Below are 14,782 nucleotides of genomic sequence, written 5' to 3' on the forward strand. Positions count from 1 at the left end.
CCTTCTCCTGGTGATCTACGGGCCCGCGTCAGTCGTCGACGGGCGCGCCGTCGTCCCCGTTGTCCTCGTCGGCGGGCGCGCCGTCGTCCCCGTTGTCCTCGTCGGCGGGCGCGCCGTCGTCCCCGTTGTCCTCGTCGGCGGGCGCGCCGTCGTCCCCGTCGTCGGACGAGGTGTCCGGCTCGGGCTCGTCGGCCTCTTCTCTGCGCAAGATCGGGTCGGGCTCCGGCTCGGTCGTGGGCTCCGGCTCGGGCTCGTCGCCCACATCGAGGTCGGCCCGGTCGTCCAGCCCATCGGACACGTCGGTCTCCACGCTGCGCACGATCGGGCCGGGCGGGGACGTGGGCGGGGACGTGGGCGGGGACGTAGGCGGCTCCGACGTAGGCGGCTCCGACGTAGGCGGCTCCGACGTAGGCGGCTCCGACGTAGGCGGCTCCGACGTAGGCGGCTCCGACGTAGGCGGCTCCGACGTAGGCGGCTCCGACGTAGGCGGCTCCGACGTAGGCGGCTCCGACTCCGACCCGGAATCCGACCCCGACTCCGACCCCGACTCGGAATCAGACCCGGAATCCGACTCCGACACGAAATCCGACTCGGGTTCCGGCTCCGGCTCCGGCTCGGGCTCCGGCTCCGGCTCCGGCTCCGGCTCCGGCTCCGGCTCCGGGCCGGGGCCTGGGTCGGTCCCGCCACCGGCGGGGGCCGGGGCCGGCGGGACAACCGCGGCGCCACCGGGATCTGCTCCGGCACCGGGGTTGGGCTCGGGCTCGGCCGCGACCTGCGGTTCGGCGGGAGCCGGCTCCGGCACCGGCACCGGGGCGGCGACCTCGTCCGCGGGGACGGGCAGCGGAGCGGCGGAAGTCGGCGCGACCGGGGGGAGCGCGGCGGCCTCCGCATTCACGACGCGGCTGTCCTGCATGAGGCCGATGCCGGCGATCACACCGCCCGCAATGAGGAGCCCCAGCGTGGTGGCCGCGACCGTCAACCGCACCCGCCCGCCGCGGCCCAGCACCGTCGCTCCGATCGCGGTCCCGCCGACCGCCCCGGCAGCCACCGGAAGCAGCAAGGCCAGCAGGGCGGCGCGGCGGGCCAGGCGGCCCGTGCCCCGCTCCTCCCAGTCCTCGCCGTACCCGGCCACCGCCGCGGCCTCCAACTCGGCGAGGAACACCTCCGCATCCGGGGGACGGTCGGCCGGGTTCTTCGCCAGGCCACGAAGCGCGAGGTCCCGCAGCGGCTCGGGAACCTGCTCGATCGGGACCGGTGACTGCTCGTGCATGTGGCGCAGCGTCGCCATGTCCTGAGCCGCGAACGGTGGCCGCGCGGTGAGGCATTCGATGAACGTCGCGGTGGCGGAATAGATGTCCCCCGTCGGGCTGGCAGCTCCGCCTGCCCACTGCTCCGGAGGCATGTAGGCGGGGGTGCCGGACCCGTCACCTGCTCCGCCGGCCCTGGTCCCTACTCCGAAGTCGACCAGCTTGCTCTCGCCGTTCAAGTCGACCAGCACGTTCTCCGGCTTGTAGTCCCGGTGCACCACGCCCGCCGCGTGCGCCGCGCCGAGGCCGAGCAACGAGCCCTTCAGTACCGACAGCGCCGATTCCGGCTCGGTGGGGCCGTGCGCGACAAGGGTGGACCGCAGCGACGTCCCCGGAACCAACTCCATCACGATCGCCGCTCCGTCGCGGCTCTCCACGTACTGGTAGAGCCGGACGACGTGCCGGGAGTCGAGCCCGGCGAGCAGCCGCGCCTCGGCGCGGAACGCCTCCCGGAACGCCTCGTCGGCCAGCAGATCGTCACCCAGGTACTTGATCGCGACGTTCGCGCCGGTGCCGTCGTCGGTCGCATGCACCACCGTGCCGCCTCCGCCGCGCCCCAACTCGCGCACGTAGGTGAACCCAGGAACGCTCCAGATCGCAGGCATGGTGTACGACTCCAGGTGAGAAAGGCCTGGGCCGAGTGTTGAAGGGCGCTCCTCCGTTAGCACGCGTAGTGCGCTACTCGTTCCGCGCACAGCGCACCCGCACATGCGCAACGGCACGATCAACTCAATGCCGAGTCCTGGCTCTCCTCGGTCATGCCTGCGGCCTGCGAGTCGGGCGCAGGTCCCCGTCCTGACGCCACGCTGTCGACGGCGCCGGCCCGGTCAGCGGCTGGCGAGGAGTGCGGCCAGTTTGGCCTGCGCCACCTCGAGCAGCGGGCCGAGCGCTTCCGGCTCGATGCTCAGGCACTCGGCGATGAGCGGGTCGGGCAGATGCGCGTCACGCAACCGCAGGGCGAGCGAGTGCACCGGGGTCAACAGCTGCATCGCCTCGTCCCGGGGCAGGCCGCCTGCTGGTGGATCGGGTGGCATCCCTTGAGGGTGTACCCGCAGTCAAGGTGCAGCGCAGGTAGCTGCCTACTCATGCTCGCGACGGCGGGAGGTACCACCAAGGCGAGCATGGTTCTTCCCGCCGTGAGCCGCCGATCGATTTGGCCGAGGGCACCGGCCCTCCGCACTTCGCCCTCGGCATGCGGTCCGGGCTGACGGTAACCCGACCGGCGCGGTACCGGTCAGCTCTGCCCAGACCCGCCCGGGCTACGCTCCGCGCTGTGCCCGGGGACTGGCCGCTCGTCGGTCGCACCGAGGAGTTGCGGCTGCTCGCCGAGCGCCCCGCCGGCGCCGTTCTCGCCGGGGCGGCCGGGGTCGGCAAGACCCGTCTGGCCAGGGAGATGGTGGCCAACGCAGGCGCGAGCGTCGTCACCCGCTGGGTGACGGCCACGGCTTCCGCTCGGGATCTGCCGTTCGGTGCGTTCGGTGCCGTGCTCGACGGTGTACTGCCACCGGCGGCCAACCTGCTGGGCCACGCGGTCGAGGCCGTCCGGACCGGCGCCCGGCCGTCCGGGACGCTGGTCGCCGTCGACGACGCGCACCTGCTCGACGATCACTCGGCCGCCGTGGTGCACCAGCTAGTGGTGCGCGGCGTAGCGACCGTCGTGCTGACGCTGCGCAGCGGCGAGCCGACACCCGACGCGATCACGGCCCTGTGGAAGGACGGCCATCTGCCTCGCCTGGAGCTGCAGCCGCTCTCCGCGGTCGAGACCACCGTGCTGCTGGAGGCGGTGCTGCAGGGTGCGGTGGAACGGTCCGTCGCCCGCCGGCTCTGGGAACTCACCCAGGGCAACGCCCTGTACCTGCGGGAGCTGGTCGCCGGGGAGCAGGAGGCCGGCCGGCTGCGCCCGCTGGACGGGCTATGGCTCTGGTCGGGCCGCCCGACGCTCTCCCCGGGCCTGGCCGAACTGGTGCAAGCCAGGATCGGCTCGCTTTCGGACGCCGAGCGTGACGTCGTGGAACTGCTGGCATTTGGCGAGCCGCTGGACCCGGCCCTCCTCTGCAAGCTCGCCGGTAACGACGCCGTGGAGCGTGCCGAGGTCCGTGGGCTGGTCGTCGTGGACGTCGTGCGTGACGAGGTCCGACTGGCCCACCCGCTGTTCGGCGAGGTGCAGCGGGCCCGGTGCGGGGTGCTGCGAGCCCGGCGGCTGCGCGGGCGGATCGCCGAAGCGCTCGCGGGCGCGGGCGGTGCGCAGGCCGAGGTGCTGCGCCGGGGCGTTCTCGCCATGGAGTCCGATCTGACACCGGACCCCGACCTGCTCACCGTCGCCGCCAGGACGGCGGCTGGGCGTGCCGACGCGCGGCTCGCCGAGCGGCTGGCGCGCGCGGCCATCGCTGCCGGTGGCGGCTTCGCACCCCGGCTCACTCTGGCTTCCGTGATCGTCGGGCACGCGGGCGGGGCCGACGAGGAGCTTGCCGAACTCACCGCGAACGCACGCACCGACACCGAGCACGTCCAGGCGGCCGCATTGCAGGTCGACGCCTACGCCTTCATGACCGGTCGGCCCGAGCTGGCCGGTGCCGTGCTGGCCCGCGCTCAGGGCGCCGTGGCCGGGCGGGCCGCCTCGACCGAGCTGGACGCGCTGCGCGCCGCCGTCGACGCCTTCCGCAATGGCGGCGCCGCGACCGCTGCGCTGGCCGCCGCCACCCTCGCCGAACCAGGGCTCTCCGACTCCGGGGTCGCCCACGCGAGCTGGGCGCTGGTGGCTGCACACGGGCTGCGCGGCCGGCTCGACGGGCTCGAACTGGCTGAGCAGAGCGGCGTGGCCGCCGCGCGGCGCTCGCTGGACCTGGGCTGGATGGAGATTCCGATACGGGCATGGCACGGGATGGCGCTGCTCCTGGCCGGACGGCTGGCCGAGGTGGAGCTGATCGGCCGGGAGCTCACGGAGCGGTTCGGTGAGATGCCACTCGCCAACGGTGCGTGCAGCCTGGTCAACGGCCGCGTGGCGCTGACCCGTGGCCACGTCGCCGAAGCGCTCCGGCTGCTGAGGGAAGCCCGCGCCGGGCTCGCCCCGTTCGGCCCCGCAGGCGGCTGGATGTTCGCATGCCTGGCCGACATGACGATCGCACTGGCCCAGTCCGGCAGCCGCGGGCCGGCCCGGCAGACGTTTGCCGAACTCGCAGCGCTCCCACCCACCGGGCTGGCAGCGCTCGCTGTGGAAGGTGCGCTCGCGGCCGCATGGGTGGAGGCCGCTGACGGCGCGCTCAGCACCGCGGTTGCCCACACCCGGCACGCCGCCGAGCTGGCCGCGGACCGCGGCGCCCAGGAGGTCATGGCGCTGCACACCGCGGTGCGCTTCGGTGACCGCACATCGGCCGAACGCCTCGCAGCGCTCGCCACCAGGGTGGACGGCCCGTTCGCCGCCGTTGCCGCCGCGCACGCGGCGGGCCTCGCCACCGACAACGGTGCCGCTCTGACCGCGGCCTCCCGTGAGTTCGAGGAGATCGGGGTGCTGCAGCACGCCGCGGACGCCGCCGCGCACGCCGCCGCTGCCTACACCCGAAAGGGGCTGCGGGGCTCGGCACGCACCGCCGCCGCCAGAGCCACCGCGCTGGCCGAACGGTGCCCTGGCGCGTCCAGCCCGGCGCTACGCGGGGCTGCAACTCCGCTGCCGTTCACCGAGCGCGAGCGCGAGATCGCCATGCTGGTCGCCGCCGGCCTGACGAACCAGGCGATCGCCACGCGGCTGACCGTCTCCGTGCGCACGGTCGAAGGACACATCTACCGGGCCTGTGGCAAGGTCGGGGTCAACGACCGGGCCGCACTCGCCGCGCTTCTGCGGGACGGTTCCGAACGCTGACCCGATCCCGGAGTCCTCGCCGACCGCCAGCCCAACCACGACCGTTCCGCAGGCGAGACGCATCAGGGGGTGACGTCGCCCGTCCACTCGCCCAGGCCCTCCAGGTCGCGCACCCGAGCCACGAGCCCCAAGAGCGTCTGGATACTTTCCGGGGAGAGGTCGGCGGCGGCCATGGCGACGGCGCGCACCTCGGGACGGTTCAGCGCCGCGATCAGCTCGAGGTTCCGCTCCAGCTGTGCGGCCACCTGGTCGTTGAAGAAGTAGGCGACCGAGACTCCGAACGCCGCCGCGATGGCCTCCAGCGCCCGCACCTGAGGGCTCTTTCCGGGCGTGCGGCGCAGCGCATGCACGTACGAGGCGGAGATCGTGTGGCCTGCCGCCTTGGCGCGCTCGGCGATCTCCTCGTGCGTGTACTCCCGGTACTGCCCGGGCGGGCGCACGGTGGCGAACAGGTAGTCGATCTTCTCCGGGAGGGTGCGCCTGGCCGGAGGGACGGGGCCGTCGGTGCTCACCGCGCCATCAGTCCCCTCCCCGTCCGCAGCGGCCGCTCCACGGGAACCACCGCCCTCAACCGCCTCAGTCGATAAGGATGAACTACTTCATCCTCTACTGTGACTGGGGCAAGGCTAGCAACCCGCCGGGCCGGATCGCGTCACGACGGCGCCTGCGTGAGCGCCGCGGCGGCACCGAGGGCGAGGGCCATGAGCGCGACCTCGTAGCCGGCCCAGCGCAGCAGCGGAGTGCGCGACGCCGCCATCCGACGGCGGGTGAGCCAGCCGAGCGCGCCGATCGCGGCGAGCGCGGCGGTTTTGGCCAGCACGATCTGCCCCCAGCCGGTGCCGGGAAGCATCTCCCAGCCGGCCTCCCAGCCACCGTGTCCTGCCCAGTGCCCTGCGGCGACGTGGACCGCTGTGGTCAGCCCGCCAGTGGCCGCCACGCCGACGATGCAGGCCGTGGCGACCTGCGAGTACCGGGGCAGCACGGCAACGAGAAGCCCGCGGTGTGGCGCGACCAGCACCAGCAGCGCGCCGAGTCCGCCCACCCATGCCGCGGCGGCGGCGACGTGGACTCCGACGCCGATCACGCTGACGAGCTGATACCGATCGGCAGCGGCAGCATGCCCGGTGACGGCGGGCGTGATCATCGCGAACGCGGATCCGGACAGGAGGGCCCGTGGCGGGACCAGCGCTGGTCGGCGCAACCGGACGACCGCACCGGCGAGCACGATCGCCGCCGCGACGGCGGTCAGGAGCATCCCCTGCCCCGCGCCGATGCCCGTCGACCACGCCGCCAGCTCGGCCACGCCGACCGCGGTGACCGGGCCGGCGGCGGCATCCGCCACTTGAAGAACGATCAGCAGGACGGTGGCGGCCAGCCAGCAGGCGGCGGCGATCACGGTCAGCCGGTCGACCCGGGCGAGCACCGCGGGGGCCCGCTTGTGGCCGGCCGGGAGCATCACGCCGAGCAGGGCGAGCCCGACAACCGCCACCCCGGCCACGACCATGACCGAGCGCGACACCGCGAGCCCTCCCCCGGCGCCGGCCGCTCCCGGGGAAGCGGTGAGCACGCCGGCAGCCAGGGTCGTGGTCACCGCGAGCCCGGTCCACAGGGCCGGCAGCGCCGGGACCGGCCGGGCCGGCACGAACTGCCCCTTCAGCACTGCAACCCCTCGTTGATGCACTCGACCACCTCCGCCATCAGTCCGGGTGGCATGCCGTTGACGAAGTCGCCGTGGTCGGTGGCCGGGTTGTGCTGCTGGTCCGGGAAGGAGTCGAGGGCGAAGGTGCGGCCAGGGGGCTGGTCGTAGGCGAGGATCATCCGCAGTTGCGGGACCGCCACCGTGTCGTTCTGGCAGGCGCCGGTCTGCTCGTCGGGGAACTCGATGTGGCTGCGGTGGTCCTCGGAGTCGAGGCGCTCCCCATCCCAGCAGGACGGGAAGTCGAGCACTCGCAGCAACCGGCTCCCGCTGGGGCAGAGCGGGTACTGCGTGCTGGCCCGGTCCTCGAAACCGCGGCACGTCCACTGCGCGCGGATATTCGCGTCGCCGTTGGTGACCGCCTTCGCGTCGCCGGTGATCACCCGCAGCAGCTGGGGCATGGGCTCCACCGAGCCGGACGCGCTGCCCAGGAACTGCAGGACGACGTTCGCGGGCTGCAGGATCTCCCCTTCGTTGCCGTCCAGGCCGCCCCCGTCATCGTTCGCGTCGGGACCGACTCCGGTCGTGTCCCGCAACACCGGCCAGAAGAACGTGGAGCGGTCGTCGAACGAGCAAGTGGTCGTGGACTCCAGCAGGTCCCCGCCCGAGGTGAACGCATCGGTGGCGACTGAGCCTACGTAGTCGTGCATGTGCTGCGCGCCGTTGACCTTCCCCGGTGCGACGATCCAGTTGTCACTGTTGCGCAGGCCGGGCTCCGGCGTCCCGCACTGGGCAACGTAGCTCCCGGTGGAGGCGGCAGCCCGCGCCACGGGCTCGGCGAGGACGTCGGTGACGTCGCCGATGTCGGCGAAATCGTTGCGCCCGGGAGGCGCAGCGTCCTCCCGGCCAGGGAACTGCTCTGCATCCCCGTTCCCGTCGTTGTTGTTCCCGTCGTTGTTGTTCCCGTCGCCGTTGTCTCCATTATTGTTTCCGTTGTCGTTATTGTTCCCATTCCCGTTGTCGTTGTTGTTTCCGTTGTCATTGTTGTTATTGCTACTGCCGCTACCCTGCTCGTTGTCGGCATTCTTGTTGTCGGCGCCATCTTGCCCGTTCGCGTCGGCTCCGCTGTTCCTGTCGCCCCTGTTGTCCCCGCTGTCTCCGTCGTCGCGGCTGACGGCGGCCAGGGCTAGGACGTGGTCGGGGGCGGGATCGAGCGCCGCGAAGCCGGCCGCGACGGCTGTGGACCGGGACGGCGACTCCGGCGGGGTCGCGGTCGTGGCGCGCGTCAGGATCGGAGGCAGGACCACAACCGCGACCAGGAGGATCGCGAAGGCCACCGGGCCGGTGGCCCGGCCCGGCGCACGACTGCGCGGGTGCGGGCCGCGTGGGCGTGCGCGCGGCGGCGGAGGTGGGCCGGGAAACGGCGGCGGTGCGGGGTAGCGCCGGGCGGGGTGCCCCGCGGCCGGGCCGGCCGGCGCCGGGCGGGAGCGGCCCCGCACGACCATGTCGAGCAGGGTGCCGGCGCCGATCACCGCGGCGAACGCCACCACGGCCGCGAGGTACGACGAGAGCGATGCGTCCCGGACCGCCGCCACCACAGCACCGAACGCCCCGGCGGAGGCCGGCGCGGCGCTCGTGTTCGCGGCGGGCGCTGGAGATGACGGCGGGGTGGGAGTACCGGGAGGTGCCGGGAGCGCCGCGAAGTCCACCATGCCAGTGCTCTCGAGGTACTCGTGGTGGCGGGTCACGAAGGTGGCCGCGGTGGTGGCGAACTCGCGGACGAGATCGTTGCGGGTGCCGGAGCGCACCTGCGCGACGACCGGGAGCACGTTGCCGTGCGCGAGCCGCAGGAGGTTGACCGCGGTGCGGTCGTAGTCCGGGCCACTCGCTGCGGTGATCTGCTCCATCCAGGTCTGCTGCTGGGACGAGGGTTGGCTGGGCAGTGTGACGCCGAGCTGGTCGGCGGTCTGACGCACGATCGCGTCCAGCTCGGTGTGCTCGGTGGCCAGCCGCCGTCCCACGTCGGCCACTACGGCCCGGCCGGCCCGCTGCTGCATCTGCTGCCCGGTCGGGATCTCCCACAGGCCGGCCTGGCGCACCTTGACCAGCAGATCGACGTCCGACGGCGCGAGCGGACCGAACTCGGTCTGTGCCACGTCCGGGGTCACCGGTCGGGTCTCGTTCGGCCTCGACCCGCCGGAGCTGAACACGGCGACCGCCACGATGACGGCCAGCACGAGCGCACCGGCCCACCGGACCGCTCGTGAGACAGGTGGTCGCACGGCTTCCCTTCTCCTCTGCGTCTGTATCAGCTGCTGAGAGCTGGCGTCCTAGAACTGCTCGGTGCCTTAGAACTGCTCCGTGTGGAGTCGGTGATCCGGCACGCCCAGATCGCCGAGGTCGCGGGCGACACGCTCGACGAAGGTGGGGGGACCGCAGACGAAGCAGTCGACGCCGGCCCGGTGCGCCGCGGACGGTAGGACGGCCTGCAGCAATGGCGCGTCGACGTCGCCGGCGGCGCCCGTCCAGCCGGGCGGCGGCCGCCGGACGACCTCGAGCACCGCGAGATCCAACCGGGTGGCGAGGTGGGCCAGCTCGCCGCGGAAGAACAGCTCGCCCGGCTCGCGGGCGCCGCGGACGAGCAGCAGAGGGCGTCGGTCGCGGCGGTCGGCGAGCGTGCGGAGCATGCTCATCATCGGTGTGATGCCGACGCCCGAGGCGATCATCACCGCACCGGCGCCCGGCTGCGGGAGCAGGTCGACGCTGCACGATCCGTACGGGCCGTCGATCCACGCCGGGGTGCCCGGGGTCAACCGCCGCAGCATCGTGCCGAAGTCGCCGGTGGAGCGGACGGTGAACTCGCACGCACCGCTCTCCGCCGACGAGGCGATGGTGAACGGATGCTCCTCCGCGTCGGGGGTGCCGCGACGCGACAGGCGTAGCCACGCGAACTGGCCAGGGGCAAATTGCAGTGGGGCGCCGCGTGGGTCGAGCACCACCGTGCAGACACTGTCGGACTCCAGGCGCACCTCGCGTACGACGTGCTCGCTCGAACGCGTTGCCATGCCGTGCCAGCGGTGCACCAGCGAGGCGACAAGTGCGGCCGCGAGCCATGCCAGCACCCACTGCATGACGGGGTCCTGCACAAGGTCGTCGATCAGCAAGACGTGCAGTGCGGACAACATGGCAGCGGCCACGGCCAGCACCAGGTGCGCCCACCGCCACAGCTCGTAGTCCCGTCGCACCTTCGCGCGGTGGACGCCGAGTGCGATCACCCCTGCGAGCGCGAGGGACGCGCCGACCGCCGCGCGGGCGCGCGGCGGCGCGTCCACCCAGCCCAGCAAGGCCAGGTTCCGCGGATTTGCGGCGATGACCACCGCGATGTGGACCAGGACGCTCACCGCGGACAGGACACCCAGGGCGCGGTGGGCGCTCAGCAATGCCGTGATGCCCGTCGCTCTCGACAGCGCCCGCAGCCGCGACACCAGGACGAACGTGCCGACCAGCGCCGACAATGCGAACAGGCCGGTCAGATCGACCAGCTGGGCCCACGTCGGGCCGCCGATCATCACGCGCACCAGCAACGGCGTGAGCAGCAGCACCGCGAACCCGGCCAGCCACCGGCGCACCAGCTGCGCCGAGTCGAGGGCGGCAGCCACCGAACCGGGCGGCGCCGCCATCCGGCGAGACCGGCCATGGCGGAACCCCATCGTGCTGGTCACCAGGGCTCACCCCTCCGCGCGAGGCCGCCGCGCCGACCGATGGCCGTCCCAGTAGCCACCCCAGTAGCCATCTCAGTAGCCATCGCCGGACCCGTAACCAGAACCCGGGCTCGGCGCCCGGCTCGGCTGGACGTTGCCAGCGGCTCCACCCTGAGGAGCGCGAGTCGCGCTGCCACCGCTCTGCGTGTCCTGCGGCGGCGAGCCGCTCGACCCGTTCGACCGGGCGGTGCCCGCGCCGGCACCGGTCGGAGCGTCACTGCCGGCGCCAGTGCCGGTAGCGGCCTCGGCCTGCACGATCAGGGTTCCGGTCATCTCGGGGTGCAGCGTGCAGCTGTACGCGTAACGCCCAGGCTTCGTGGGCGCAACGAAGGTGGTCGTCTGATTCTGGGCGATGTTGTCGGTGGCGAAGGAGCCGTCGTCGGCGGTGACGTTGTGGGGCGCAGTGTCGGTGTTCTGCACCTCGACAGTGGCGCCCGGCGCCACGGTGACCGGCTGCCCGAACGCGAAGTTGGCGATCGTGATCGATGCGTTGGCAGCCGTTGCAGCGGGCTCTTCCACCTGCACGCCGTTGTCGCGGGCCGCCCCGGAGCCGGCGCCGGCTGCGCTGTCGGAGTTGCTGTTGGCGTTGTTGTTGGAGTTGTTGCTGCTTGCGGCGAGTTCCTCCGGGCTGATCCCGAGTGCGTCGAGCAGCTGGCGCAGAAAGTCGAGGACCGCGTTCCGCTCCACAGCCCCTGCGCTGTCGTCGGCCACGCTGTCGTCGGCCGCACCGTTGCCAGCCGCACCGTTGCCAGCCGCACCGTTGCCAGCCGCACCGTTGCCAGCCGCACCGTTGGTGGAGACACCGGTGTCGGCGGAGGCACTGTCGTGGCCCGCGGAGGCGCCGTTGTGGCCGGCGGAGGCACCGCCTCCGGAGTTGCTGGGCGAAGCGCTGCTGGTGGACGGAGCACTGTCGCCGGAGGACGCGCCGGTGCCGGACGAACTCCCGGTGCCGGACGCCAGCACCGCATTCGCAGTGGTCGGCGCGGCCCCCGGCCCCGCCGTCGGCACCTCGCCGCCGGCCATGACGAGGAACACCACGGCTGCGGCGGCCAGGGCGGCCATCACCCACCGTCGGTTCTTCTTCGGATCCATCGCATCGGCCCCAGGTCCTCGGGCTCAAGGTGGCCCGCAGTAGAGGATGTGAAGATCTAAGCCGTACATTATCAAGGATAATGGTGAATCGGTAGAGGTCAGGGCGGAGCCGGCGGCGGGGTGGTCGGTCGAGGCGCACCGAACCCGTCGGCGACGAGGGCCGCGAGGAAGTACCAGGCGTCTCGGGTACTGCCCTGCCACAGCGCCGGGTCGATCCGGCCACCGGTCGCGAGATGCGGGTCCGGAGGGATGTCGACCACGGCCCGGCACCGGGCCGCGAAGTGCGACCGGATGCGGTCGTGGGCGACGTCGGGGCTGTACCGGTCTCCGCACAGCGCGACCACGGCCTGCTCCGCCACGGCCTGATATCCGGAGTCGGCCAGGAAGTCGAGCGTCCGGCTGGCCCGGTTCGCACCGTCGACGGTCGGTGAGCCGACGATCACCAGGCTGTCCGCGGTGGCCAGGGTGGCCTCCATGGCCGAGTGGACCATCCCGGTGCCCGAGTCGGTGATGATGATGTTGTAGTAGCGGACCAGCAGGTCGGTGACCTCGAGGTACTCCTCGGCCGAGAACGCCTCGCCCATCATCGGTTCCTGCTCGCTGCCCAGCACGTGCAGCCGGCCGGCGGACCGGACGTATCGGGTGAGCTCGCCGACCGAGCCGAGACGCGGCATGTCCTCGTACAGGTCGCGCACGGTCGGACCGCCGGGCCCGGTCAGGCGCTCGGACAGCGTGCCGGCGTCCGGGTTGGCGTCGAGCGCGACGACGCGGTCGCCGCGCACCTCGGCGAACCCCAGACCCAGGCAGGCCGCGACGGTGGTTTTGCCGACTCCGCCCTTGACCGAAACCACGGCGACCCGGTGCGGGGCGAGCAGCGGCCGCCGGATGCGGTGGATCAGTTCGAGCCGGGCCGCCTCCTGCGGGCTCTGCCCGGGGTTGATCCGCCCGCCCGTCAACGCGAACAGCGCGGACCGCCACCCCGGATCGGTCGGGGCCGGACGCAGCCGGCGGATGAGCGTCGAGTCGGTGAGCTCGTCCGTGACCGGGCCGAACGCGGCTGCGGTACCGAACCCCGAGCCCGGTGCGAGGCCGGACGGCGGGGGGAGCCGGCTCCAGCCCGGCACCGCGACGCCCGGAGGCGGAGCGGGAGCCCACCCGCCGCCCGCACCGGGGGCGGCCGGGACCACGGGGATGGGCTGCGTGGGGGGATCCTCCTCGACGTGGTGGTGGGGCCAGAACGGACGCGACAACCGCGGTCCGGGCGCGGCGGTAGGCACCCCGCCTTCCCGTTCCCGCTGGTCGGCCCGGATGGTCGGACGGTGCACGGGCACACGGAGGGCTGCTGCCGGACCGAAAGCGGGGCCCGCAGCCGCATCCATGGCCGGGTCCGGGGTGGGGATGCGCGCACTCGAGCCGGCTCTCGTGTCCATCACGAGCCCTGCTCGCCGGCGTCGGCGCTCAGGTCGTCGGGCTCATCGCCGTCCGGAAGAGGCGGGACGACGATGACGGCACCGATGTCCACACGCCACCGGTCTCGGCCGGCCAGCAGCGGGATCAGCAGCTCGTACCAGTAGGAGTCGAGGCCCTCCCACTGCGGGTGAGCAGGCGCCGGCGCGCCTGCCGGGAACGGGAGGAGGTCCCGAGAGGTGTGGGTGCGCGATCCTGCTGGCACGTCAGCCCGCCGTCGGAACGGGGTGACCCGCACCCGGACGTGCACCAGCACCCCGTTCGGGCCCAGGCGGACGATCGTGCCCGGCAACGCGAGCTCGGCCCGCTGCCGGCCGCGGCCCGCCCAGCCTGCGACGGCCAGATCCTCCTCACGTGCGGACGGGGCCGCGTACGACGAGAGCGCCCGTCCTCGGCGTGCCGGGTCCGCCTCGTCCCAGGACAGGAAGTCCGCGGCGAACGCCGCCGCCAGCGCACCGGCGTCGGCGATCTCGCCTCGACTTCGCTGCGCGGACGTGGCGTGCGGTTCCCCCGTCAACCCGTCAGGACGCGCCTGCCGGTATCCGGCCGCTCGCGGCGGGGCGCCGGCTCGGTACGCCGACTGCCCCGGGTACAGCGGCGGGACCGGGCGCGGCCGGGCCGGCAGCGCGGGGTTCTGCGGCGGTGGTGCCGGGGGCTCCGGTGGCCGCGGGCGGTGCCGCGCCCGTGGCCACCGCCAGGGACCCGGCTCGCCCTGACCGGACCCCATTCCGGTACTCATCCCCGCGTGCCATCACCACGTCCGGCGGTGGCGCCCACGCGCTCCAGCACCGCCGCGATGCTCTCGATGGCGCGGTCGTCGGCGCCCGATCCGGCACGGTCGGCGGGACCGGTGCTCTCACCCGGACGCCGCCCGCTCAGCACGGACTGCTGACCCCGCACACTCTCCTGCGCGCTGTCGTCGACGCCTGTCGAGCCGGCTCCGTCGAGGCGGCCGCCGGCCTGAGCGCCGGAGTCGTCCGGCTGCGCCTGTGAATCCGTGCAGCTCGCCTGCGCGCCCCCGACCTGGCTGCCCTGACTCGAACGAGCCGATCCGGTGCCCAGCCCGGCGTTGCCGGATGCTTCGCCCGTCGCGTCCGCCTGCGAGGCACCCACGCCGTCGGACGGTACGAACCCCTCGTCGGCCAGCGCCGCAGCGAGACGGCGGCCCGCAGCGTTGGTGTTCCCGGCCAGCGCATCCGCCAGCGCCTGCGCCAGCTCGTCGGCCGATGCAGTGGCCGTGTCGCTGCCGGACCGCGACACACCGCCCGTCGCCGCATCGCCCACGCGCTGCTCGGCATTGGAGCCCGCGGAGGCGGCGCCGTCCTGCGCCGCGGCGCGAGCCCGGGACGCGAGCGTGCCGGACCCGGACGACTCGCCCGACCCATTGGCCTCAGCGCTGTCCAGCACGCTGCTCAACGATGTCGATGTACGCGGCGCCGCGGCGGCGTCCACGCAGTTCACCGGCGACACACTGACGACAGGGGGTGCCGCGACAACAGGCGGTGCCCCGATCGTCGAAAGGCCGCCCACCGCGGCCCCGGCCGCTGCCAGAGCGACGACCACGAAGCTCCTTGTGGCCAAACTCAGCACCCCCTCGCGGTATCCTCAGTGATGGACATAATGATCTTTTTCATCCTCTATCCAGGATCTCGTGGGTGTCAAC

The 14,782-nt window shown here is 73.1% G+C and carries 11 protein-coding genes and 1 pseudogene; 1 reads left to right on the forward strand and 11 read right to left on the reverse strand.

From position 1 onward, the window contains the following. Positions 1-15: 15 nt before the first annotated feature. From ABD143_RS38070 to ABD143_RS00190, 3 genes and pseudogenes are all read right to left on the reverse strand, one after another. Entirely contained in the window at positions 16-891 is an 876-nt protein-coding gene (locus ABD143_RS38070; RefSeq protein WP_425563735.1) for a pentapeptide repeat-containing protein, read from the reverse strand. Positions 892-1,183: 292 nt separating this feature from the next. Then, positions 1,184-2,017, reverse strand: a pseudogene (locus ABD143_RS38075) (serine/threonine-protein kinase); the annotation flags it as partial. A 117-nt stretch (positions 2,018-2,134) separates the two neighbouring features. Continuing rightward, a complete protein-coding gene (locus tag ABD143_RS00190) occupies positions 2,135-2,341 on the reverse strand; it encodes a hypothetical protein (RefSeq protein ID WP_343969294.1) in 207 nt (68 codons plus the stop codon). A 239-nt stretch (positions 2,342-2,580) separates the two neighbouring features. On the opposite strand from ABD143_RS00190, the gene ABD143_RS00195 reads away from it, so the two are divergent. Continuing rightward, on the forward strand, positions 2,581-5,163 hold the full coding sequence (locus tag ABD143_RS00195) for a helix-turn-helix transcriptional regulator (RefSeq protein WP_343969297.1): 2,583 nt from the start codon (positions 2,581-2,583) through the stop codon (positions 5,161-5,163). 62 nt (positions 5,164-5,225) lie between these two features. Here the strand turns inward: ABD143_RS00195 and ABD143_RS00200 are convergent, their stop codons facing one another. From ABD143_RS00200 to ABD143_RS00235, 8 genes are all read right to left on the reverse strand, one after another. Continuing rightward, the gene (locus tag ABD143_RS00200) at positions 5,226-5,675 is read right to left on the reverse strand and encodes a helix-turn-helix domain-containing protein (RefSeq protein WP_343969300.1); all 450 of its coding nucleotides are present in this window, start codon (positions 5,673-5,675) and stop codon (positions 5,226-5,228) included. 140 nt (positions 5,676-5,815) lie between these two features. Beyond that, positions 5,816-6,823, reverse strand: a complete 1,008-nt coding sequence (locus ABD143_RS00205) for a CopD family protein (RefSeq protein ID WP_343969303.1) — start codon at positions 6,821-6,823, stop codon at positions 5,816-5,818. Beyond that, positions 6,817-9,081: a DUF1996 domain-containing protein gene (locus ABD143_RS00210; RefSeq protein WP_343969306.1), complete on the reverse strand. Its 2,265-nt coding sequence runs from the start codon at positions 9,079-9,081 to the stop codon at positions 6,817-6,819. The genes ABD143_RS00205 and ABD143_RS00210 overlap by 7 nt, the downstream gene beginning before the upstream one ends. Positions 9,082-9,147: 66 nt before the next feature. After that, on the reverse strand, positions 9,148-10,521 hold the full coding sequence (locus ABD143_RS00215; protein WP_343969308.1) for a ferric reductase-like transmembrane domain-containing protein: 1,374 nt from the start codon (positions 10,519-10,521) through the stop codon (positions 9,148-9,150). A 72-nt stretch (positions 10,522-10,593) separates the two neighbouring features. Next, the gene (locus tag ABD143_RS00220) at positions 10,594-11,583 is read right to left on the reverse strand and encodes a cupredoxin domain-containing protein (protein ID WP_343969310.1); all 990 of its coding nucleotides are present in this window, start codon (positions 11,581-11,583) and stop codon (positions 10,594-10,596) included. A 167-nt stretch (positions 11,584-11,750) separates the two neighbouring features. After that, positions 11,751-12,977: a MinD/ParA family ATP-binding protein gene (locus ABD143_RS00225; RefSeq protein WP_343969312.1), complete on the reverse strand. Its 1,227-nt coding sequence runs from the start codon at positions 12,975-12,977 to the stop codon at positions 11,751-11,753. Positions 12,978-13,081: 104 nt separating this feature from the next. Beyond that, positions 13,082-13,636: a hypothetical protein gene (locus tag ABD143_RS00230; RefSeq protein ID WP_343969315.1), complete on the reverse strand. Its 555-nt coding sequence runs from the start codon at positions 13,634-13,636 to the stop codon at positions 13,082-13,084. Positions 13,637-13,854: 218 nt separating this feature from the next. Further along, positions 13,855-14,526 (reverse strand): hypothetical protein, encoded by a 672-nt coding sequence (locus tag ABD143_RS00235; protein ID WP_343969318.1) that lies wholly within the window; start codon positions 14,524-14,526, stop codon positions 13,855-13,857. Between the last annotated feature and the right edge of the window lie 256 nt (positions 14,527-14,782).

Origin of the sequence: Pseudonocardia aurantiaca (genome assembly GCF_039526725.1) — a bacterium.
Classification (GTDB): Bacteria; Actinomycetota; Actinomycetes; order Mycobacteriales; family Pseudonocardiaceae; genus Pseudonocardia; species Pseudonocardia aurantiaca.

Excerpts from the sequence above, each read along its gene's own strand:
- ABD143_RS38070 (WP_425563735.1), bottom strand. The coding sequence starts at position 891 with ATGCGGAGGCCGCCGCGCTCCCCCCGGTCGCGCCGACTTCCGCCGCTC.
- ABD143_RS00190 (WP_343969294.1), bottom strand. The coding sequence starts at position 2,341 with ATGCCACCCGATCCACCAGCAGGCGGCCTGCCCCGGGACGAGGCGATG.
- ABD143_RS00220 (WP_343969310.1), bottom strand. The coding sequence starts at position 11,583 with ATGGCCGGCGGCGAGGTGCCGACGGCGGGGCCGGGGGCCGCGCCGACC.